The 20040-nt window shown below is 69.0% G+C and carries 18 protein-coding genes; 4 read left to right on the top strand and 14 right to left on the bottom strand.

The features are described 5' to 3' along the window. Nucleotides 1–8: 8 nt before the first annotated feature. From ACTWJ5_RS00140 to ehuR, 8 genes are all read right to left on the bottom strand, one after another. Nucleotides 9–1466 (bottom strand): NAD-dependent succinate-semialdehyde dehydrogenase, encoded by a 1458-nt coding sequence (locus ACTWJ5_RS00140; RefSeq protein WP_444437237.1) that lies wholly within the window; start codon nucleotides 1464–1466, stop codon nucleotides 9–11. A gap of 131 nt (nucleotides 1467–1597) precedes the next feature. Beyond that, nucleotides 1598–2251: a 7-cyano-7-deazaguanine/7-aminomethyl-7-deazaguanine transporter gene (locus tag ACTWJ5_RS00135; protein ID WP_116425840.1), complete on the bottom strand. Its 654-nt coding sequence runs from the start codon at nucleotides 2249–2251 to the stop codon at nucleotides 1598–1600. Nucleotides 2252–2694: 443 nt separating this feature from the next. Further along, complete coding sequence (locus ACTWJ5_RS00130) at nucleotides 2695–3177, bottom strand: Lrp/AsnC family transcriptional regulator (RefSeq protein ID WP_064581512.1); 483 nt, start codon at nucleotides 3175–3177, stop codon at nucleotides 2695–2697. A 28-nt stretch (nucleotides 3178–3205) separates the two neighbouring features. Further along, nucleotides 3206–4207, bottom strand: coding sequence for a N(2)-acetyl-L-2,4-diaminobutanoate deacetylase DoeB (doeB, locus tag ACTWJ5_RS00125; protein WP_444437236.1), 1002 nt, complete (start codon nucleotides 4205–4207; stop codon nucleotides 3206–3208). Nucleotides 4208–4211: 4 nt separating this feature from the next. Beyond that, nucleotides 4212–5402 (bottom strand): ectoine hydrolase DoeA, encoded by a 1191-nt coding sequence (doeA, locus tag ACTWJ5_RS00120; protein ID WP_256513579.1) that lies wholly within the window; start codon nucleotides 5400–5402, stop codon nucleotides 4212–4214. A 141-nt stretch (nucleotides 5403–5543) separates the two neighbouring features. Further along, entirely contained in the window at nucleotides 5544–6536 is a 993-nt protein-coding gene (locus ACTWJ5_RS00115; RefSeq protein WP_444437235.1) for a cyclodeaminase, read from the bottom strand. Next, nucleotides 6529–7506 carry a hydroxyectoine utilization dehydratase EutB gene (gene eutB, locus ACTWJ5_RS00110; RefSeq protein ID WP_444437234.1) on the bottom strand — a complete coding sequence of 326 codons (978 nt, stop codon included), beginning with the start codon at nucleotides 7504–7506 and terminating at the stop codon, nucleotides 6529–6531. The genes ACTWJ5_RS00115 and eutB overlap by 8 nt, the downstream gene beginning before the upstream one ends. Before the next feature lie 324 nt (nucleotides 7507–7830). Continuing rightward, entirely contained in the window at nucleotides 7831–9225 is a 1395-nt protein-coding gene (ehuR, locus tag ACTWJ5_RS00105) for a MocR-like ectoine utilization transcription factor EhuR (RefSeq protein WP_444437233.1), read from the bottom strand. 404 nt (nucleotides 9226–9629) lie between these two features. On the opposite strand from ehuR, the gene ehuB reads away from it, so the two are divergent. From ehuB to ehuA, 4 genes are read left to right on the top strand one after another with little or no spacing between them, the layout of a single operon-like run. Then, on the top strand, nucleotides 9630–10484 hold the full coding sequence (gene ehuB, locus ACTWJ5_RS00100; protein ID WP_444437232.1) for an ectoine/hydroxyectoine ABC transporter substrate-binding protein EhuB: 855 nt from the start codon (nucleotides 9630–9632) through the stop codon (nucleotides 10482–10484). 60 nt (nucleotides 10485–10544) lie between these two features. Then, entirely contained in the window at nucleotides 10545–11201 is a 657-nt protein-coding gene (gene ehuC, locus ACTWJ5_RS00095; protein WP_058071081.1) for an ectoine/hydroxyectoine ABC transporter permease subunit EhuC, read from the top strand. Next, the gene (gene ehuD, locus ACTWJ5_RS00090) at nucleotides 11201–11857 is read left to right on the top strand and encodes an ectoine/hydroxyectoine ABC transporter permease subunit EhuD (RefSeq protein WP_009614464.1); all 657 of its coding nucleotides are present in this window, start codon (nucleotides 11201–11203) and stop codon (nucleotides 11855–11857) included. Before ehuC ends, ehuD begins: the two co-directional genes overlap by 1 nt. A gap of 23 nt (nucleotides 11858–11880) precedes the next feature. Next, nucleotides 11881–12714, top strand: coding sequence for an ectoine/hydroxyectoine ABC transporter ATP-binding protein EhuA (gene ehuA / locus ACTWJ5_RS00085; RefSeq protein WP_283939472.1), 834 nt, complete (start codon nucleotides 11881–11883; stop codon nucleotides 12712–12714). A gap of 452 nt (nucleotides 12715–13166) precedes the next feature. On the opposite strand, the gene ACTWJ5_RS00080 is transcribed toward ehuA, so the two are convergent. From ACTWJ5_RS00080 to ACTWJ5_RS00055, 6 genes are all read right to left on the bottom strand, one after another. Continuing rightward, the gene (locus ACTWJ5_RS00080; RefSeq protein ID WP_444437231.1) at nucleotides 13167–15620 is read right to left on the bottom strand and encodes a TonB-dependent siderophore receptor; all 2454 of its coding nucleotides are present in this window, start codon (nucleotides 15618–15620) and stop codon (nucleotides 13167–13169) included. 114 nt (nucleotides 15621–15734) lie between these two features. Next, nucleotides 15735–16682 carry a FecR domain-containing protein gene (locus tag ACTWJ5_RS00075; protein WP_253390966.1) on the bottom strand — a complete coding sequence of 316 codons (948 nt, stop codon included), beginning with the start codon at nucleotides 16680–16682 and terminating at the stop codon, nucleotides 15735–15737. Next, nucleotides 16679–17185 (bottom strand): sigma-70 family RNA polymerase sigma factor, encoded by a 507-nt coding sequence (locus ACTWJ5_RS00070; RefSeq protein WP_444437230.1) that lies wholly within the window; start codon nucleotides 17183–17185, stop codon nucleotides 16679–16681. Before ACTWJ5_RS00070 ends, ACTWJ5_RS00075 begins: the two co-directional genes overlap by 4 nt. A gap of 101 nt (nucleotides 17186–17286) precedes the next feature. Then, nucleotides 17287–17553, bottom strand: a complete 267-nt coding sequence (locus ACTWJ5_RS00065) for a PilZ domain-containing protein (RefSeq protein WP_009614462.1) — start codon at nucleotides 17551–17553, stop codon at nucleotides 17287–17289. A gap of 56 nt (nucleotides 17554–17609) precedes the next feature. Further along, a complete protein-coding gene (locus ACTWJ5_RS00060; RefSeq protein ID WP_043270126.1) occupies nucleotides 17610–18923 on the bottom strand; it encodes an Nramp family divalent metal transporter in 1314 nt (437 codons plus the stop codon). Nucleotides 18924–18929: 6 nt separating this feature from the next. After that, nucleotides 18930–19817, bottom strand: coding sequence for a lysophospholipid acyltransferase (locus ACTWJ5_RS00055; protein WP_009614460.1), 888 nt, complete (start codon nucleotides 19815–19817; stop codon nucleotides 18930–18932). Nucleotides 19818–20040 lie beyond the last annotated feature (223 nt).

Below are 20040 nucleotides of genomic sequence, written 5' to 3'. Positions count from 1 at the left end.
TGTTCTCCTCAGATGGCGCCGTGGTGCAGGCAGAAGTACTTGGTCTCGACGAAGGGCTCGAAGCCCTCGCTGCCGCCCTCGCGGCCCAGGCCCGAGGCCTTCATGCCGCCGAAGGGGATGGGATGGCCGGTGAACCTGGCGCCGTTCACCGCGACCATGGCGAATTCCAGGCGGCGCATCAGCGGCCACACCTGGTCGAGGCGCTGCCCACAAATGTAGGCGGCCAGGCCGTATTCGCTATCGTTGGCCAGTTCGACGGCCTGCTCCAGGTCGTCGTAGGCCATCACCCCGGCGATGGGGGCGAAGTTCTCCTCGCGCCAGATGCGCATGGCCGGGGTGACGTCCGCCAGCAGCGTCGGCTGGTGGAACCAGCCGCCCAGGGCATGGGGTTCGCCGCCGGCCAGCAGGCGCGCGCCGCTGTCGATGGCATCGCGCACGCGCTCGCAGGTGGCGTCGAAGGCCGCCTGGTGCATCAGCGGGCCAATGTCGCTGCGCGGGTCGCTGGCCGGGCCCACGCGCAGTTCGCGCACGGCGGCGGCGAAGCGCTTGAGGAAGGGCTCGTAGAGTTCGCGGGCGACCAGCAGGCGGTTGGCCGCGCAGCAGTCCTGGCCGGAGGTCTGGAACTTGGCGTCGATGGCGAATTTCACCGCCTGCTCCAGGTCGGCGTCGGGCAGCACGATGAAGGGCGCGTTGCCGCCCAGCTCCAGCGCCACCTTCTTCACGTCCTGGGCGGCGGCCTGCAGCACCAGCTTGCCGACGCGGGTCGAGCCGGTGAAGCTCACCGCGCGCACGCGGCTGTCCTGCACCAGGGTTTCCATGGTCATCTGCGGCTCGCCCAGTACCACGTTGAAGGCGCCGGCGGGCAGCCCGGCCTCCTCGGCCAGTTGGGCCAGGGCGAAGGCCGAGTAGGGTGTCTCATGGGCCGGCTTGACCACCACCGTGCAACCGGCGGCCAGGGCGGCGGCGGCCTTGCGGGTGATCATCGCCGAGGGGAAGTTCCAGGGCGTCAGCAGCACGGCCACGCCCACCGGCTCCATCACCGTGCCCAGGTGGGCGCCGGGAATATGGCTGGGGATGTTGCGGCCGTCCAGGCGCCGGGCCTGTTCGGCGAACCAGGGGATGAAGCTGGCGGCGTAGTCGATCTCGCCGCGGGCCTCGGCCAGGGGCTTGCCCTGTTCCAGGGAAAGGATCTGCGCCAGGTCCTCGCGGTGCTGGCGGATCAGCTCGGCCCAGCGCAGCAGGGGCGCGGCGCGCTGGTCCAGGGACAGCTTGCGCCAGGCCGGGAAGGCCGCGACGGCGGCGTCCACCGCGGCGACTATCTGCTCGCGTTCGAGCAGCGGCACGTGGCCGATGATTTCGCGGTTGGCCGGGTTCTCCACGGCGATGCTGGCGCCGCTGGCGCTATGCAGCCACTGGCCGTTGACGTAGCACAGCGACTTGAAGAGCAGGGGATGGGCGTAGGACATGACGGCGTCTCCTCGCAGGTGGCATGGGGACCATCCTAGGGGGAGCGCCGTGGCGTTTTTTTCCTAAGGGCGGGGCGGCGGCGGCAATTCTTTCCGCAGATGCGCCGCCGGCTTCGGGTTTTTCGCCCGCCTCAGCAGGCGCTGGCGGAGCGCCGGCCCAGGCCCTGGAGGATGGCGCGCAGCAGCACGCCGTAGAGCGGCACGAAGAGGATCAGCATGACCGCCAGCTTGACGCCGTAGTCCACCGTGGCGATCTCCACCCAGTGCTGCGCCATGAAGGGGTTGTCGCTGCGCCAGAAGGCGATGGAGAAGAAGGCGAAGGTGTCCAGCAGGTTGCCGAACAGCGTCGACACCACCGGGGCGATCCACCACTGGCGCAGCCGGCGCAGGCGGTCGAACACCTGGATGTCGAGGAACTGGCCGAGCACGTAGGCCAGGAAGCTGGCCAGGGCGATGCGCGCGACGAAGGTGTTGAACTCGCCCAGCGCGGCGAAGCCGCGGTAGCCGCCATCCTGGAACAGCACCGAGACCACGTAGGAAGCCAGCAGCGCCGGCAGCATCACCCGGGCGATGACACGCCGCGCCGGGCTCTTGCCGAGCAGGCGCACGGTGAGATCGGTGGCCAGGAAGATGAACGGGAAGCTGAACGCGCCCCAGGTGGTCTGCCAGCCGAACAGGGTCATGGGCAGTTGCACCAGGTAGTTGCTGGCGATGATGACGAGGAGGTGGAAGACGACCAGGCCGGCCAATGCGCCGCGCCGAGCCGCCGGGGAAAGCGCCGACATGCTGGATCCTTTTTCGTCGATGGGGTGAGGGAACCCATGCCCGGCCCTGTGCCGAGCGGGGCGCATTCTATAGGAGATTGAACTTGGAGTCAGGTTTTTTTGGGTGTTTTTTGTGCAGTGGGGTGGAGGGTTGGTGTAGGAGCGAGCTTGCTCGCGAATGGAGTTTTGCCGGGAGTCGTGGGTGCAGGGATTGAGAACGCCCTCTCCCTAACCCTCTCCCTGAAGGGAGAGGGGACCGTTGGGCAGAAACGGCTGTTCTGGAGTTAGCCGGCAAGCACGTAGTTCAAGGTTGGAACCCTGACCTGTCTCGGCACAGACTAGCCCCCTCTCCCTTCAGGGAGAGGGCTGGGGAGAGGGGGCGGAGCCAAGCCATTACACCGAAGCCACCGGTAGGCACCTGTTCGCGAGCAAGCTCGCTCCTACGAAAAGAAAACAGCGTGGCATCAGGCGCCTTCCAACGCCTCCGCCGGCACCGCCGTATCCAACGTCTTGATCACCTTGGTAACGATGTAGGTGAAATACCGCTCGATCCCCAGGTCCTCCAGCAGCAACTGGTCGATGAAGCGCTGGTAATGGTCGATGTCCCGGGCCTGGATCATCGCGATGTAGTCCACCCCGCCGCCGGTGGCGTAGCAGAAGCCCACTTCCGGCGCCTGCTGCAGGCGCTGTTCGAAGCGGCGCATGTCCTGGGCCGTGTGGCGGCCCAGGGTGATTTCCACCAGCACCTGCTGCTGGCGGAACAGCGCCGGCCAGTCGATCTGCGCGCGGTAGCCCTTGATCAGGCCGGCCTCCTCCAGCTTGCGCACGCGCTCCCAGGCCGGGCTGACCGAGAGGTTGATGGCCTCGGCCAGGCTGGACTTGGTGATGCGCCCGTCGCCGGCGAGGATGCGCAGGATCTTCAGGTCGTAGCGGTCGAGCTTGGTCATCGCCACCTCCGGCGCCGTGGCGCGCGCATCAGTCCAGGACCTCGGCGACCACCGCCAGGGTGTCGCCGCTCTGCACCAGGCCGGGGAAGTGCCGCGCGGCGAGGATGCCGCTGCGCCTGGCGCGGTACTCCACCGGCGCGGCGCCGGTGCGCAGCAGGTCGTGCACCCGCGCCAGCACCTCGCCGCGCTCCACGCGCTCGCCCAGGTCGCGGCACATCTCCAGCAGGCCGTTGTGTTCGCTGGCGACGAAGCAGTCGCCGTCGGGCATGTCGAGCATCACCGAGGGCGCGTGCTCGACCTCGCCGCGCAGGATGCCGGCCTGCACCAGCACGTTGCGCACGCCGCGGCGGGCGATGGCCACGCTGCGCGCGGTGCTGCTGCCGCCGCCGCCCAGTTCGGTGGTGACGAACAGCTTGCCCTGCTCCTCGGCGGCGCTGTCGTACATGCCCACCGCGTCCAGCTCCAGCATGCGCATGGCGTAGGGCGCGGAGAACGCCCGCATCAGCGCCTCGCAGCCTTCCTGCTGGGCCTTGTCCGGCAGCACGTGGCAGGCGGCGAAGGGCAGGAAGTCGAGGGTGCGGCCGCCGGAGTGGATGTCCAGCACCACATCGGCCAGCGGCAACAGGGTGCGCTGGAAGTAGTCGGCGATCTTCTGCGTCACCGTGCCGTCCGGGCGGCCGGGGAAGCTGCGGTTGAGGTTGCCGGCGTCGATCGGCGAGGTGCGCTTGCCGGCGAGGAAGGCCGGGGTGTTCATGAAGGGCACGACGATCACCCGGCCGCGGATGTCCTCGGCGCGCAGTTCCTGGGCCAGGCGGCTGAGCGCCACCGGGCCTTCGTACTCGTCGCCGTGGTTGCCGCCGGTGAGCAGCGCGGTGGGGCCCGCACCGTTCTTCACCACGCAGACGGGGATCATCACCGCGCCCCAGGCCGAGTCGTCGCGGGAGTAGGGCAGCTTGAGGTGGCCGTGCTGCACGCCGTCGCGCTCGAAGTCGACGCTGGCGGCGATGGGGTTGTCGCGCAACTGGTTCATGGCCTCACTCCTTGACGAACAACTGGCGCGGGTAGTCGCAGAAGGTCTGCACGCCGCCGTCGGTGATCAGGATGCTTTCGGTGATCTCCAGGCCCCAGTCGTCCATCCACAGGCCGGGCATGAAGTGGAAGGTCATGCCCGGTTGCAGCACGCTCTCGTCGCTGGGACGCAGGCTCATGGTGCGTTCGCCCCAGTCCGGCGGGTAGCTGATGCCGATGGGGTAGCCGCAGCGGCTGTCCTTGTGGATGCCGAACTTCTGCAGCACGCCGAAGAAGGCGCGGGCGATGTCGCCGGTGGTGTTGCCCGGCTTGGCCGCCTCCAGCCCCGCGGCGATGCCTTCGACCACGGCCTTTTCCGCGTCGAGGAAGTGCTGCGGCGGCTTGCCCAGGTAGACGGTGCGCGATAGCGGGCAGTGGTAGCGCTTGTAGCAGCCGGCGATCTCGAAGAAGGTGCCGGCGCCGCGCTGGAAGGGCGTGTCGTCCCAGGTCAGGTGCGGCGCGCTGGCGTCGGCGCCGGTGGGCAGCAGCGGGACGATGGCCGGGTAGTCGCCGCCGTGGCCGTCGGCGCCGCGGATGCCGGTGCTGTAGATTTCCGCCACCAGCTCGTTCTTGCGCATGCCCGGCTCGATGCGTTCGAGGATGTGCGCGTGCATCTTCTCGACGATGCGCGCGGCGATGCGCATGTATTCGATCTCGCGCGGGGATTTCACCGCGCGCTGCCAGTTGACCAGCGCGGTGGCGTCGACGAAGCGCGCCTGCGGCAGGTGGGCCTGCAGCGAGCGGAAGGCGGCGGCGCTGAAGTAGTAGTTGTCCATCTCCACGCCGATGGCCAGCGCTTCCCAGCCCCGCGCGGCAATGACCTCGCGGGCCAGGTAGTCCATCGGGTGGCGCTCGGTGGACTGCACGTAGTGGTCGGGGTAGCCGACGATGTTGTCGGCCTGCATGAACACGGTGCGCCGCGCGCCGTTGGCGTCCTGGCCGCGGCCGAACCACACCGGCTCGCCGTCCAGCGCCAGCAGCACGCACTGGTGCACGTAGAAGGACCAGCCATCGTAGCCGGTGAGCCAGGCCATGTTCGACGGGTCGCTGACCAGCAGCAGCTCGATGCCGCGCTGCTGCATGCTGGCGCGGACCTTGGCCAGGCGCTGGGCGTATTCCTCCCGCGCGAAGGGGAGGTTGACGACGATTTCGGGCATGCGGAAATCCTCTGGGTGAGTGGTGTCACGGGGGCTCTTGTAGGAGCGAGCTTGCTCGCGAATCCGCCCAGCGCCGGCGCGGCCGAAGAATCTGTTCGCGAGCAAGCTCGCTCCTACAGGTGTTTGTCCGGTATGAAGCGGTCAGCTGTGGAACTTGAACCCCTTGCCCATGCGCTGCGCGCGCTGGAAGGCCAGGCCGGCGATGGCGGTGTCCTGGGCGCCGGTGCCGGTGAGGTCGCAGAGGGTCACGTCCCGGGCGCTGCGCCGGCCCGGGCGTTGGCCGGCGATGACCTGGCCGAGCTCGGCGAAGTCGGCGTCTGCCTCCACCAGGCCGGCTTCGATGGCGTGGTGCAGTTCGCCGAGCACGCGGGTCTGGCTCAGGCGGTCGGCGACGTAGCAGTCCAGCGCCGCCAGCGCGTCGGCGGCGATCTCGTTCTTGTGCTCGGCGTCCGAGCCCATGGCGGTGATGTGCAGGCCGGGGCGCAGGTGGCGCTTCTGGATCAGCGGCTCGCGGCTGGGCGTGGTGGTGATGGCGATGTCCGCGCCTTCCAGGGCCTCGTCGACGCTGGAACAGGCGACCACCGGGATGCCCAGCGCGGTGCTCAGCTCGGCGGCGCACTGGCGCGCCTTGGCCGCGTCGCGGGCCCAGAGGCTGGCGCCCTCGATCGGCCGCACCAGGCACAGCGCCTTGAGCTGCAGGCGCGCCTGCTCGCCGGCGCCGAGGAGGGCCACCCGGCGGGCGTCCTCGCGGGCCAGCCACTTGGCGGCCACGGCGCCGGCGCAGGCGGTGCGCACGGCGGTGAGGTAGCCGTTGTCCAGCAGCAGGGCGTCGAGCAGGCCGGTGTGCGCGGACAGCAGCATCATCATGCCGTTGAGGCTGGGCAGGCCGAGCCTGGGGTTGTCGAAGAAGCCCGGGCTGACCTTGATGGCGAAGCGCGGCAGGCCCGGCAGGTAGGCGGTCTTCACGTCCACCTCGCCGTTGTGCTCGGGGATGTCCAGGCGCAGGATCGGCGGCATCGCCACCGCCGCCGTGGCCAGCAGGCGGAAGGCCTGCTCGACGGCGTCGAGGCTTTCAGTGTCCAGCGCCACGCAGGCGCGCAGGTCGGCTTCGCTGAGCAGGGTGACGTCAGCCATGCAGGTCTTCCTCGATGATGCGTTGATGTTGTTCGATGGCGATGTTGCGGCCGCTGACGACCACCACCACCGGCCCTTCGGCGCTGATGCGGCCTTCCAGTAGCGCGGCTATGCCCACCGCCGCGGCGCCTTCGACCACCTGGCGCTCCTCGCGGTAGGCGTGGCGGATGCCGGCGGCGATGGCGGGCTCGTCGAGCAGGTGCAGCTCGTCGCAGTGGGCGCGGGCGAGGGCGAAGGTGTAGCGGTTGTCCAGGCCGATGCCGCCGCCGAGGGAGTCGGCGAGGCTCGGCAGTTCTTCCACTTCCACGGGCTGGCCGGCTTCCAGGCTGGCGGCCATGGCCGCGCCGCGGCGCATGCTGATGCCGTGCAGGCGGATCGACGGGTCGGCCGCCTTCAGCGCCACGGCCACGCCACCGAACAATCCACCGCCGGAGAGCGGCACCAGCACCTGGCGCACCTGCGGCAGCTGTTCGAGGATTTCCAGGCCCAGGGTGCCCTGGCCGGCGATGATCTGCGGGTGGTCGAAGGGCGGCAGCAGCGCCGCGCCCTGCTCGCGGGCGATGCGCTCGGCCTCGGCCTGGGCGTCGTCCTGGCTGTTGCCGACGATGCATACCTCGGCGCCGAGGGCGCGGATCGCCTCGACCTTGTTCGCCGGCACCAACTGCGACAGGCAGATGGTGGCCGGCACGCCCAGCACTCGGGCGGCATGGGCGAGGGCGCGGCCGTGGTTGCCGGTGGAGGCGGCAACCACCCCGCGGGCCTTCTGCGCGTCGTCCAGCTGGGCGATGGCGTTGCTGGCGCCGCGCAGCTTGAAGCTGCCGGTGATCTGCTGCGATTCCAGCTTCAGGTACACCGGCGCGCCCAGCAGCGCGGAGAGGCTGGGCGAATGCTCCAGCGGCGTCTGCCGCACCAGGCCGCGGATGCGCTGGCGGGCGCGGTACAGCTCGATCAGGGGGATCTCGTGGGCCATGGCGGCCTCCCGACAATGCAGTCGGGCCGAGTGTATGAGCGGGAAATTGTCGCGATGAATGTACTAGGACGATGTCGTGGAGATTGTCATTCGTCGTGGTAATGGGCGATGGGTATCGCTTCGCTCAACCCATCCTACGGGGCCTCGAACCCACCTGTAGGAGCGGATCTCATCCGCGAATCGCGCCGGGACGTCCGGCTATCGCGGACAAGGTCCGCTCCTACGGGGAGAAATACCGTACTTCCCAGTAACTTGTAGGAGCGGGCCCTGCCCGCGATTCGCGCGCAGGGCGCGCTCCTACAAGGGGACGGGGCGGCGGCCCGTTCAGAAATCGTGGATCTTCGGGTACTGCTCGAACAGCTCGCGCATGTCGTCCAGGGCCTGGGCCATGCGTTCGTCGCTGCATTCGGCGCCCATGCACAGGCGCACTGCGCGCGGGCGGGGCGTGCCGCGGACCATGAAGGGGTCCGGCGAGGTCACGGCGATGTGCCGGTGGCGCAGTTCGCGCACCAGGCTGTCCAGCTCCCAGTGCTCGGGAATGCCCATCCAGCAGCTCAGGGATTGCGGCGCATGGCCCAGCAGATGTTCGGCGAAACGCTCGGACACCAGCGCCTGGCGCGCCGCCAGCAGGCGCCGCTGGCGCTCCACCAGGGCCTGGGCGTTGCCGTTGTGGATCCAGCGCGTGGCCACTTCGGCCAACAACGGCGCGGCCATCCAGCTGTTCACTCGCAGGATGCTCTCGGTGCGCAGGGCCAGGCGCCGCGGCACCACCAGGTAGCCAATGCGCAGGCCGGTGAGCACGCTCTTGGTGAAGCTGGTGCAGTAGAACGACAGCTCCGGCAGGTAGTGGCTCAGCGGCGGCGCGCGGTCCTCGCCCAGCAGCGGGCCGTAGACGTCGTCCTCGATGACGTAGACGCCGAAGCGCTGGGCGATGGCGGCGATCTCCCGGCGCCGGGTGTCGCTCATCAGGCTGGAGGTGGGGTTGTTCAGGTTGGGCGTGCACACCAGCGCGGTGATGCGCTCGTTGGCGCAGAGGTCCTCGAAGTGCTCCGGGTCGATGCCCTCGCGGTCGACCTCCACGCCCTTCAAGGTGAAGCCGAGCACCTGGGAATTGCCGATCACCCCGTGGTCGGTGAGCTGCTCGCAGAGCACCACGTCGTCCGGCCCGGCCAGGGAGGCGAGGGCGAGGAAGATGGCGTGGGCGGCGCCATTGGTGATCAGCAGGTCGTCGCGCTCGCAGCGCAGGCCCTGTTGCGCCAGCCACTGCGCTGCCGCCTCGCGGTGGCCGTCGAAGCCGGCGATCGGCCGGCAGGCGCGCATCCACGGCTGGTCCGTCTCCTGCGCCAACTGGCGGCAGGTGTCCTGCCACAGGCGGTCGTGCTCGTCGGTGTGGACGATGCTGGCCATGGAGAAGTCCACCAGCGCGCGTTCCGGGTGGTCGAGCATGTAACGCGATACGCCCTCGGTCATGCGCCGCGAGACGAAGCTGCCGCGGCCCACCTCGCAGCGCACCAGGCCCTGGCGCTCCAGTTCCTTGTAGGCGTTGGTCACCGTCTGCACGCTGATGCCCAGGCCATCGGCCACCTGGCGCTGCGGCGGCAGGCGCTGGCCGTCGTGCAGGCGGCCCTGTTCGATTTCCGTGGCGATGGCCTGGACCAGCGTCTTGTACTTGGATTCGCCGACCCGCAGGCCGGCCAGCGCGTGGCGCCAGCTTTGCATGATGGGCATTCCCCTTCGACCTCGGCACAGGGTGATGGATCAGGGCATTTCCATGGATTGTCCTAGTGCAATTCCGGCGCCGGAAAGCCTTTTGTATGCTCGGGCCGACCAGCCGCCCATGCCGCCGCCCCCGCGGCACAGGGCCGGCGCAGAAAAAAGCCATGGATGGGCGCGTCGCGACAGGCGGTTTTTTCCGCCGCGACGGCGCCGATCGGGAACAGCCGCAAGGCCGGACGGCTTAGTCTGCAACGCAACGAATGCCCTCTGTCGGGGCAGTACTTCGGAAGGCCCGCCCGGCGGGTCCCAACATAAGAACAACAGTCGCACGACATCGCTACCTGCCATCCACCGCCGCGTCCCAACACCACAACAAGGCCGGCACGAGAAGATCAGGAGATCCGAAGATGAGTACCGCCCCCCTTTCCCTCCATCGCCTGGGCCTGGCCTGTACCCTGCTGGCGGGCCTTGCGGCCAGCTTCGCCAGCCAGGCCGAGACCACCCTGGAACGCATCCAGAGCACCGGCACGGTGCGCATCGGCTACGCCAACGAGGCGCCCTTCGCCTACACCGAGACCTCCGGCAAGGTCACCGGCGAGTCGCCGGAGATCGCCACCCAGGTGTTCGCCGCCATGGGCGTGAAGAAGGTCGAGCCGGTGCTCACCGAGTGGGGCGCGCTGATCCCCGGGCTGCGCGCCGGGCGCTTCGACGTGATCGCCGCCGGCATGTACATCACCCCGCCGCGCTGCCAGCAGGTGATCTTCACCGACCCGCACTACCAGATCCCCGACACCCTGCTGGTGAAGCGGGGCAACCCGAAGAACCTGCACAGCTACGCCGACGTTGCGAAGAACCCGGACGTGCGCCTGGCGATCATGTCCGGCACCGCCGAGCTGGGCTACGCCCGCGCCGAGGGGGTGAGCGACGATCAGATCGTCCAGGTGCCGGACACCACCGCGCAGCTGCAGGCGGTGCGCGCCGGCCGCGCCGACGCCAGCGTCGGCACCGCGCTGACCATGAAGGGCCTGGCGGCAAAGGGCGGCGAAAGCGTCGAGGCCATCGCCGACTTCAAGGACGACCCGGCGCACATCGGCTACGGCGCCCTGGCCTTCCGCCCGGAGGACAAGGACCTGCGCGACGCGGTGAACCAGCAGCTGAAGAAGTGGCTGGGCAGCGACGAGCACCTGCAGACGGTCAAGCCGTTCGGCTTCGACAAGTCCAACCTGACCGACAAGAGCGCCGCCGAGCTCTGCAAACAGTGACCGCAGGGGGCCCCGCCCCCTCGGCCGTTCCGTCGAACCTGTCGATACGGGATGCGCAACATGGGTGAATTGCTTCCACTGCTGATGGAGGGCGCCTGGGTCACCGTCCAGGTCACCTTCTTCGGCTCGCTGCTGGCGGTGGCGCTGGCCATCGTCGCCGCCCTCGGCCGCCTGGCGCCGTGGCCGGCGGTGCGCTGGCTGGCCATCGGCTACATCGAGCTGTTCCGCGGCACTTCGCTGCTGGTGCAGCTGTTCTGGCTGTTCTTCGTACTGCCGCTGCCGCCGTTCAACCTGGAACTGGGCGCCTACACGGTGGCCATCCTCGGCCTGGGCCTGCACATCGGCGCCTATGGCGCGGAGGTGATGCGCGGGGCCATCGGCTCGGTGCCCAAGGGCCAGTACGAGGCCGCGCTGGCGCTGAACATGACGCCGTTCACGCGCTTTCGCCGGATCATCCTGCCGCAGGCGCTGCTGTGCGCCATACCGCCGGGCACCAACCTGCTGATCGAGCTGCTGAAGAACACCTCGCTGGTGTCGCTGATCACCCTCTCGGACCTGACCTTCCGCGCCCGCCAGCTGGACCAGGCGACCTTCGAGACGCTGAAGATCTTCACCCTGACCCTGGTGCTGTACTTCGCCATGGCCCAGGCCATCGTCTTCCTCATGCGCCGCCTGGAGCGCCGGCTGGGGCATGGGCGCATCCGAGGAGGCCTGTGATGAAGTTGTTCGACTGGCAATTCGCCTGGCAGATCCTGCCGCAGCTGCTGCACGCCTCGCTCAAGACCATCGGCATCACCCTGGTCGGTTTCGCCCTGGCGGTGGTCTTCGGCCTGCTCTTCGCCCTGGCCCGGCGCAGCCGGCACTTCTGGCTATCGTGGCCGGCGGCCTGGCTGATCGAGTTCATCCGCAGCACGCCGCTGCTGATCCAGGTGTACTTCCTGTTCTACGTGCTGCCCAGCTACGGGCTGAACATGACCTCGCTGGTGGCCGGCACCCTGGGCATCGCCCTGCACTACGCCTGCTACACCGCCGAGGTCTACCGCGCCGGCCTGGAGTCGGTGCCGCGCGGGCAGTGGGAGGCGGTCACGGCGCTGAACTTCTCGCCGTGGCGGGCCTACCGCCAGGTGATCCTGCCCCAGGCCATCCGCCCGGTGCTGCCGGCCCTGGGCAACTACCTGATCGCCATGTTCAAGGACACCCCGGTGCTCTCGGCGATCACCGTGGTGGAAATCATGCAGCAGGCCAAGAACATCGGTTCCGACAGCTTCCGCTACCTGGAGCCGATCACCCTGGTCGGGGTGTTCTTCCTGCTCATCAGCATCAGCCTGGCCGGCGTGGTTCGCCAGGTGGAAAAACGCACGGCACTGCCATGAAAGCGCCCACCGGAGGAAACCCCATGACCGTCCTGTCCATGACCACCCGGCCGCTGGCCGACGAGGCCCCGCGGGCACAGACCGCCCAGCCGATGGTGCGCTTCCGCGACGTGTGCAAGAGCTACGGCAGCTTCAGCGTGCTGAACCACCTGAACCTGGAGGTGGGCGCCAACGAGAAGGTCGCCATCATCGGCCCCAGCGGCTCGGGCAAGTCGACCCTGCTGCGCGCCCTGATGACCCTGGAGAGCATCGACAGCGGGGTGATCGAGGTGGACGGCGACCCGCTCACCCACCAGCTGCGCAACGGCGAGCCGGTGCGCGCCTCGGAAGCCCACGTGCGCCGCGTGCGCGGCAAGATCGGCATGGTGTTCCAGAGCTTCAACCTGTTCCCGCACATGAGCGCGCTGAAGAACGTGATGGAAGCGCCGGTGCAGGTGCTGGGCATGCGCCGCGACGAGGCCCGCGAGCGCGCCGTGGAACTGCTGGAGATGGTCGGCCTGGGCAACAAGCTGGAGCACTACCCCTCGCAGCTCTCCGGCGGCCAGCAGCAACGCGTGGCCATCGCCCGCGCCCTGGCCATGCGGCCGAAGGTGATGCTGTTCGACGAGGTGACCTCGGCGCTGGACCCGGAGCTGTGCGGCGAGGTGCTCAACGTGGTGCGCCGGCTCGGCACCGAGCACAACCTGACCATGCTGATGGTCACCCACCAGATGGGCTTCGCCCGCGAGTTCGCCGACCGGGTGTGCTTCTTCCACCAGGGCAGCATCCTGGAACAGGGGACGCCGGAGCAGCTGTTCGGGCACCCGCAGCATGAGCGGACGCGGTGTTTCCTGAGCGCGGTGAACGAGGCGAGTTGAGGGGGGTGGTTTTCGTAGGAGCGAGCTTGCTCGCGAACGGAGTTTCCAAGTGGTCTGGGTGCTTAAGTTTGACTCCGCTCCCTCTCCCCAACCCTCTCCCTGAAGGGAGAGGGAGCTTGTCCGTGCCGAGAGAAGATTTGGTGTCAGCCGGGGGCTCGGTACAAGCCGGCTAACGCCGAAACATCAGCGCACTCCGAACGGTCCCCTCTCCCTTCAGGGAGAGGGTTAGGGAGAGGGCGTTCTTTGGCCCCCCGGCCAATTCCTGCCGACGGAACACCGTTCGCGAGCAAGCTCGCTCCTACGAAAAGCCATACCCATCCACACCGTAGGAGCGGACCTTGTCCGCGATAGCCGGCCGTCCCGGCGCGATTCGCGGATGAGATCCGCTCCTACGCTGCCCCACCCTGTAGGAGCGCGCCCTGCGCGCGATTTCGCGGGCAAGGCCCGCGGTTTCAGAACCGATACTCCGCACTCAGCAGCAGGTTGCGCGGCTCCCCGTAGTAGCCGCCGTAGAAGGTGGTATCCAGCGCGCTCAGGTACTTCTTGTCGAACAGGTTGTTGACGTTGAGCGTCGTCGACAGCTGCTCGCTGAGCTGGTAGCGCGCCATCAGGTCGACCACCGTGTACTGCTCCTGCTTGGCCTTGACCGTCTTGCCCAGGTCCCAGGGCGTGTCGCTGAAGTGGATGCCGCTCTGCCAGTTGGCGCCGCCGCCGACGGTCAGGCGGTTCCAGGCGCCGGGCAGGCGGTAGGTGGTCCACAGCTTGAACATCTCCGCCGGCGCCACCGTGTTGATGCGCTCGCCCTCGCCATCCTTGGTGACGCTGTGGCTGTAGCTGGCGGTGAGGTTCCAGCCCGGCGCCAGTTCGCCGCCGGCCTCCAGGTCGAAGCCCTTGGTCCTGGCGCCCTGCACGGCGCGGTAGGCGGGTTCGTCGACGGTGCCCGGGACGATCTGCCCGGGGTCGGCCTCGGCCAGGTTGTCCTGCTTGATCTCGTAGTAGGCGATGCTGGTGTTCAGGCGGCCGTCGAAGAATTCGCTCTTCAGGCCCACTTCGTAGTTGTCGCCCTCGCGCGGGTCCAGCGGCCGACCCGTGCGGTCGCGGTCGCTCTGCGGGCGGAAGATGCTGGTGTAGCTGAGGTACACCGAGTGCTGCTCGGTGAGGTCGTAGACCACGCCGGCGTAGGGCGTCACCTGGCCGCTCTCGCGCATGCGCGTGGTGCTGCTGAAGTCGGCGAAGGCGGGCACTACGTAGTCCAGCGAGTAGCTGTACTTGTAGTCGCTGGCGCGGGCGCCGAGGATCACCGACAGGGCGTCGGTGGGGCGCAGGCGGGTGGCCAGGTAGACGCCGTGCTGGTAGATCAGGGTGTCGTTGTCCATCAGCGGGCCCTCGGACACCGGGCGCGGCGTGCGGTTGTCCCAGGTGTAGATGTTCACCTCGCGGCCTTCGAGGTCGTCGAGGTCGGGGTCGTTGTGGTCCTCGTACTTCGACCAGCTGTAGCCGAGCACCAGCTCGTGCTCGCGGCCCAGCAGCTGGAACAGCCCCTTGGCCATCAGGTCGACGCCGGTCTGCTTCTGCCAGCCGCTGCCGTCGCCGCCGTACAGGCGCAGGCCGTCGCCGCTCACTTTGTCCGGATAGCCCCAGCTGGCCGAGGCCAGGGACAGGTCGCGGGTGCTGTAGAGCTGGTTGAGCGCGAGCTTCAGCGACCAGTCGCCGGCCAGGCGCTGCTCCAGGGTGTAGAAGGTGCTGAGGGTGTCCTGGTCGCGATGGCTCCAGCGCGAGGCCGGGTTGAAGGAGCGGGAGAAGTCGGTCTGGCTGCCGTCGCTGTAGAACAGCGGGAAGCTGCCGAAGGAGACCCCGCGCGGCGCGTACTTCTGGTAGTCGACGCCGAGGGTGAGCAGGGTGCTGTCGCTCAGGTCGGCTTCGAGGATGCCGTAGTAGACCTGCTTTTCCTGCTGGTAGTGGTCGACGTAGCTGTTGTTCTGCTGGTAGGCGACCACGCTGCGCCCGCGCAGGCGGCCGTTGTCGGTCAGCGGCCCGGAGACGTCCGCTTCGGTGCGGTACAGGTCCCAGGAGCCGAGGCCGGCGCTGACGTGGCCCTGGAACTCGGCGGTGGGCTTCTTGCGCACCAGGTTGACCGTGCCCGAGGGGTCGCCGGCGCCGGTCATCAGGCCGCTGGCGCCGCGCAGCACTTCCACGCGGTCGTAGATGGCCATGTCCGACAGGCTCTGCGGCGTGGCGGTGGTGCTGGGGATGAGGGTGGTGGGCACACCGTCGTACTGGAAGCTGTCCACCGCGTAGCCGCGCGACCAGATGTTGAAGCGCTCGCTGTCGTAGTGCTGCACCGAAATGCCCGGCGTCTGCTCCAGCACGTCGGTGAGGTTGTGCAGGCCCTGGTCGTCGATGCGCTGGCGGGTCATCACGCTGACCGACTGCGGCGTTTCGCGCAGCGACAGGCCGAGGCCGGTGGCGGTGTTGCTGGCGGCGGTGGTGTAGGCGCGGGTGGCTTCGCTGGGCGCGTCCGGCGCCAGCCCCGAGACCACGGTGTCGTCCATCTTCAGCGCCGCATCGGGCCGCGGCACCAGGGTGTAGCTGCCGTCGACCTGGCGTTCGGCCTGCAGCCCGGTGCCTTCGAGCAAGCGGCCCAGGGCGGTTTCCACCGGGTAGGCGCCCTGCAGCCCCGGGCTGCGCTTGCCGGCGGTGAGGTTGGCGTCCACCGAGAGCAGCACCCCGGCCTGGCTGGCGAAGCGGTTCAGGGCCTGGTCCAGGCCGCCGGCGGGAATGGCATACTGCTGCTGCGCCTCGGCCGCCCAGGCCGGCGGGCAGAGCAGCGGGGTGACGGCCAGCGCGGCGGCGAAGGTGCCGGGCCGCAGGGCGGCGGCCAGGCGGGCAAGGGGCATTCTGGGCATTGCGGGAGGTTCCTCTTGTGCGGGAGCTGCAGGGGGTTCAAGAGGTATCCCGGACGAGCCGGCGAAACCGACAAGCGCCGCAGAAGTTTTTTCGTCAGGCCGCTGGCGGGCGTATCAGGCGCGGCGTTCCACCGTCACCCAGTAGCGCGTGAGGTAGCTCACCCGCACCGGCAGGCTGCGCTCCAGGGCATCGAGCACGCGGCGGGTGTCGGCCAGCGGGAACACGCCGGTGAGCAGCAGCCCGGCGGCGTCGTCGGAGCAGCGCAGCAGGCCGGGGCGGTGGCGCCCCAGTTCGGCGAGGAACTGCCCCAGCGGCTGCCGCTCGGCGATCAAGCGGCCCTCGCTCCAGGCGCTGGCGTTGCCGTCGGCGGCCTGCCGCACGCCGACGCCCTCGGCGCTGAACCACAGGCGCTGGCCGGCTTCCAGGCGCGCGGCGGGGGCATGCCGCGGCAGGATTTCCAGCTGCCCCTGGTAGAGGTCGACGCGGCTGCCGCCGTCCAGCTCGCGCACGGCGAAGCGCGCGCCATGGGTGCGGATGTCGCCGGCGGCGGTCTCGACCACCAGCGGCCGCGCTTCCCGCACGGCCTGGCAGAGGATTTCCCCGGCCAGCAGGCAGATGCGCCTTTGGCTGGCGTCGAAGCGGATGTCCACGGCGCTGTCGCTGTTCAGGTCCAGCTGGCTGCCGTCGGCCAGGCGCAGGTGGCGCCGCTCGCCCTTGGCGGTGCGCTGGTCGGCGAAGGTCTCGCGCCAGGGCAGGTCGCCGGCCAGGTAGGCGCTGCCGCCGGCGGCCAGCAGCAGGCAAAGGGTCTTCAACAGATCGCGACGGCGACGGTCCGGCAGCTCGCCCAGCACCTGGCGGGCGGTGGCGGCGGGGACGCTGGCCAGGGTGCCCTGCAACTGCTGCAGGCGCTGCCAGGCGCGGCGGTGCTCGGGGTCGGCGGCATGCCAGGCGGCGAAGGCCTCGCGCTGGCCGGCATCCAGTTCGCCGCCCCAGTGCAGCATCAGCCACTCGCTGGCGCGCTCGACCACGGCCGGGGCCACCGGCGCGTCGGGCCGCCTCATTCGTAGAGCACCTGGTAGCAGGCCTGGATGGCGCGGATCATGTACTTCTGCACCGAGCTGAGGCTCACCCCCAGGCGCTCGGCGATCTGCGCGTAGCCCAGCCCCTCGAACTGCGACATGAGGAAGGCCGCGCGCACCTTGGCGGGCATGCGCTCGAGCATGGCCTCGATGCGCAGCAGGGTTTCGACGATGATCGCGCGGGTTTCCAGCGACGGAGTTTCCGGCTCGGGCAGCTGGGCGATGCTGTCCAGGTAGGCCTGTTCGATGCGCTGCCGGCGCCACTGGTCGACCACCAGGTTGCGGGCGATCTGCACCAGGTAGCCGCGGCCTTCCTCGCGGGCCGGGTAGCGGCCGGAGACCAGCAGGCGCAGGAAGGTGTCATGGGCGATGTCGGCGGCGCGCTCGCGGTCGCCCAGGCGCCGCCGCAACCAGCCGTGCAGCCAGCCGTGGTGGTCGAGGTAGAGCTGCTGCAGGGTTTCCTTCGCACCAGTTGCCGCCGGCATGGGCCGCCCATCCGCTCAATTGATAAGAATTATCATTCACATCGTGGCGGCGGAATATACGGCCCAGCCAGGGCTGGCGGCAAGCCTGGGCGCGGCGAACTTCAGTCGGAGTCGACGAAACGCAGGCCGGCGCCTTCGGCGTCGGTGCGCATGACTTCCATCTCCAGCACCGGCGCTTCCATGGGCAGGTCCTGCACCTGGCCGTGCACGCGGGTGCCGGGAGCAAGCCCGGCCAGCGCTGCGTGGCGCACGTAGACGCCGCCGTCGGAGAGGTCACGGGTGTGGCCGATGACCTCGCCGAAGCTGGGGTGGACGATCTTGATCCTGCACTTCATCGGGGTACGCGGGTACTGCCTCTGATTCGCCATGCTCGGCATCCGTCCGGAATGTCAGCGGCATAGTCGGCCCGATCCGCCGCCGCCGGTCAAGCGGCCAGTTGCCCCAGCAGCCAGAGGTTGGCGCCGCTGATGACCACGAACAGCAGCCAGGCCAGCGCGCGGGTCGGCCAGCGGTTGGCGAATTCGCCCATCAGCGCGCGGTCGCTGGTGAAGCGGATCAGCGGCCAGAGCGCGAAGGGCAGCTGCAGGCTGAGCACCACCTGGCTGAACACCAGCAGCTTGCCCACCGCCCTGTCGCCCATCAGCATCACCCCCAGCAGCGCCGGGATCAGCGCCAGGGCGCGGGTGATCAGGCGGCGCTGCCAGCAGGGGATCTTCATCTGCAGGAAGCCTTCCATGATCACCTGGCCGGCGATGGTGCCGGTGAAGGTGGAGCTCTGCCCGGAGGCGAGCAGGGCGACGCCGAAGAGGATCGCGGCCAGGCCGGCGCCGACCAGGGGTTCGAGCAGGCGGTAGGCGTCCTGGATCTCGGTGACGTCGGCGTGCCCGGTCTCGTGGAAGGCCGCGGCGGCGAGGATCAGGATGGCGGCGTTGATCAGCAGCGCCAGGCTCAGCGAGACCACGGTGTCCAGCCGCGCCAGGCGGATCGCCGAGGCCTTGCCCTGGCTGCCGGCCACCGCGCGGGTCTGCACGATGGAGGAGTGCAGGTAGAGGTTGTGCGGCATCACGGTGGCGCCGAGGATGCCGATGGCCAGGTACAGCGGCTCGCGCTGGCTGAGGGTGTCCAGGCTGGGCACGAAGCCGGCGGCGACGTCCGGCCAGTACGGCTTGATCAGCACCAGCTCGACCACGTAGCAGGCGCTGATGGTGATGATCAGCCCCAGCATGATCGCCTCCAGGTGACGGAAGCGCTGGCCCTTGAGGCCGAGGACGATCAGGGTGTCGAGGGCGGTGAGAAGGATGCCGCCGGTGAGGTTCACCCCCAGCAGCAGGTGGAACGCCAGGGCGCAGCCGAGCACCTCGGCCAGGTCCGTGGCGATGATCGACAACTCCGCCAGCAGCCACTGGACCTTGGCCATGGCCGGGCTGTAGCGCTGCCGCGAGAGCTGCGCCAGGTCCTGGCCGGTGACGATGCCCAGGCGCATGGCCAGGCACTGCAGGACCATGCCGGCGAGGCTGGACAGCAGCACCACGTAGAGCAGCTGGTAGCCGAAGCCGGAACCGGCCTCGATGGCCGTGGCCCAGTTCCCCGGGTCCATGTAGCCGATGGAGACCAGCAGGCCGGGCCCGGCGAACTGCAGGATGCGCTTCCACAGCGGCGCGCTGGGCGAAACGACGACGCTGCCCCTGACCTCGGAAGGGCAGAAGGGCGCGGTAGCGGTAGTCGGCAATCCCCACATGTCAGTTCAATACCACCTGGCTTCACCTTCCGGGCGCTTCTTGAAGCGCTTCATGGTCCACATGTACTGGCTCGGGTAGTCGCGCACGTAACGGGCCAGCTCGCGGCTCAGGGCGGCGACCGAGACTTCCATGTCCTTGTCGTACATGTCCGCCGGCGCGGCTTCGAGGATCACCTTGTAGCCGCTGCCGTCGGGCAGGCGCACCGCGTGGAAGAACACCCCGCGCGCCTTGCCGCGCGACAGCAGCGAGGGCACGAACTTGCTGGTCAGCGCGGTGGTGCCCAGGTAGGGCACGAACAGCCCCGAGCCCAGGTCCGGCTCCGGGTCGCAGGGAATGCCGACGCAGCCGCCGCGCCGCACTTCCTTGATCACGCTGATGATGCCTTCCGGGGTGGACGGCGCCACGCGGTTGCCCAGCTGCACGCGCTGCTTCTTCAGCAGTTCGTCCACCGCCTTCAGCTTCGGCGGGCGGTAGAAGATGATCGGCTTGGCGTAGGAGCAGTAGAAGTGGTTGAGCACTTCCCAGTTGCCCAGGTGGCTGGTGATGCCCACCAGGCCGTCGCCGGAGGCCAGGGCCTCTTCCAGCACCTCCATGCCCTCGACCTCGCGGATGTACTGCAGCGACTTCTGCGGCGGCCAGATCCAGGCGCAGGCGCTCTCGGTGAGGGTCCTGCCGATGTCCATCAGGCTCTGGCCCAGCAGCTTGTCCAGCTCCGCGGCGGACAGCTCGGGGAAGCAATGCGAGATGTTGATGCGCGCCACCTCGCGGGAGCGGTTGGGCAGCTTCCACATCAGCCAGCCGATGGCGGCCCCCAGCCCCTGCACCGCCCGCCAGGGCAGCATGGCGAACAGGCGCAGCCCACCCACCACCAAGGCACCTTTGAATTTCTCCACGGAATGCTCCTTCAGCCGAATGCGCACATTCTAACCAGCGGGCATGGGCGAAGGCGAAAGGCGCGCAGCAATGGGGGCGATAGAAACAGCCTGAATCCACGCACCGGGTGATCCGGCCATGCCTTTCTTTCCATGTAGGAGCGCGCCCTGCGCGCGAATCGCGGGCAGGGCCCGCTCACGATCGTAGGATGGGTGGAGCGAAGCGATACCCATCGCCATGGCC

The organism is Pseudomonas sp. A6 (assembly GCF_052367875.1).
In the GTDB taxonomy this organism is placed as follows: Bacteria; Pseudomonadota; Gammaproteobacteria; order Pseudomonadales; family Pseudomonadaceae; genus Pseudomonas; species Pseudomonas citronellolis.
This window is presented reverse-complemented; position numbering and strand designations above follow the sequence as displayed.

Bases quoted from the DNA above. Each gene is read 5' to 3' on its own strand.
- ehuC (WP_058071081.1), top strand. From the start codon at position 10,545: ATGGGTGAATTGCTTCCACTGCTGATGGAGGGCGCCTGGGTCACCGTC.
- ehuA (WP_283939472.1), top strand. From the start codon at position 11,881: ATGACCGTCCTGTCCATGACCACCCGGCCGCTGGCCGACGAGGCCCCG.
- ACTWJ5_RS00070 (WP_444437230.1), bottom strand. From the start codon at position 17,185: ATGCCGGCGGCAACTGGTGCGAAGGAAACCCTGCAGCAGCTCTACCTC.
- ACTWJ5_RS00065 (WP_009614462.1), bottom strand. From the start codon at position 17,553: ATGGCGAATCAGAGGCAGTACCCGCGTACCCCGATGAAGTGCAGGATC.
- ACTWJ5_RS00130 (WP_064581512.1), bottom strand. From the start codon at position 3,177: ATGACCAAGCTCGACCGCTACGACCTGAAGATCCTGCGCATCCTCGCC.
- ACTWJ5_RS00135 (WP_116425840.1), bottom strand. From the start codon at position 2,251: ATGTCGGCGCTTTCCCCGGCGGCTCGGCGCGGCGCATTGGCCGGCCTG.
- ACTWJ5_RS00060 (WP_043270126.1), bottom strand. From the start codon at position 18,923: ATGTGGGGATTGCCGACTACCGCTACCGCGCCCTTCTGCCCTTCCGAG.
- doeA (WP_256513579.1), bottom strand. From the start codon at position 5,402: ATGCCCGAAATCGTCGTCAACCTCCCCTTCGCGCGGGAGGAATACGCC.
- ACTWJ5_RS00080 (WP_444437231.1), bottom strand. From the start codon at position 15,620: ATGCCCAGAATGCCCCTTGCCCGCCTGGCCGCCGCCCTGCGGCCCGGC.
- ACTWJ5_RS00075 (WP_253390966.1), bottom strand. From the start codon at position 16,682: ATGAGGCGGCCCGACGCGCCGGTGGCCCCGGCCGTGGTCGAGCGCGCC.
- doeB (WP_444437236.1), bottom strand. From the start codon at position 4,207: ATGAACCAGTTGCGCGACAACCCCATCGCCGCCAGCGTCGACTTCGAG.
- ehuR (WP_444437233.1), bottom strand. From the start codon at position 9,225: ATGCAAAGCTGGCGCCACGCGCTGGCCGGCCTGCGGGTCGGCGAATCC.
- ehuB (WP_444437232.1), top strand. From the start codon at position 9,630: ATGAGTACCGCCCCCCTTTCCCTCCATCGCCTGGGCCTGGCCTGTACC.
- ACTWJ5_RS00140 (WP_444437237.1), bottom strand. From the start codon at position 1,466: ATGTCCTACGCCCATCCCCTGCTCTTCAAGTCGCTGTGCTACGTCAAC.
- ehuD (WP_009614464.1), top strand. From the start codon at position 11,201: ATGAAGTTGTTCGACTGGCAATTCGCCTGGCAGATCCTGCCGCAGCTG.
- ACTWJ5_RS00115 (WP_444437235.1), bottom strand. From the start codon at position 6,536: ATGGCTGACGTCACCCTGCTCAGCGAAGCCGACCTGCGCGCCTGCGTG.
- eutB (WP_444437234.1), bottom strand. From the start codon at position 7,506: ATGGCCCACGAGATCCCCCTGATCGAGCTGTACCGCGCCCGCCAGCGC.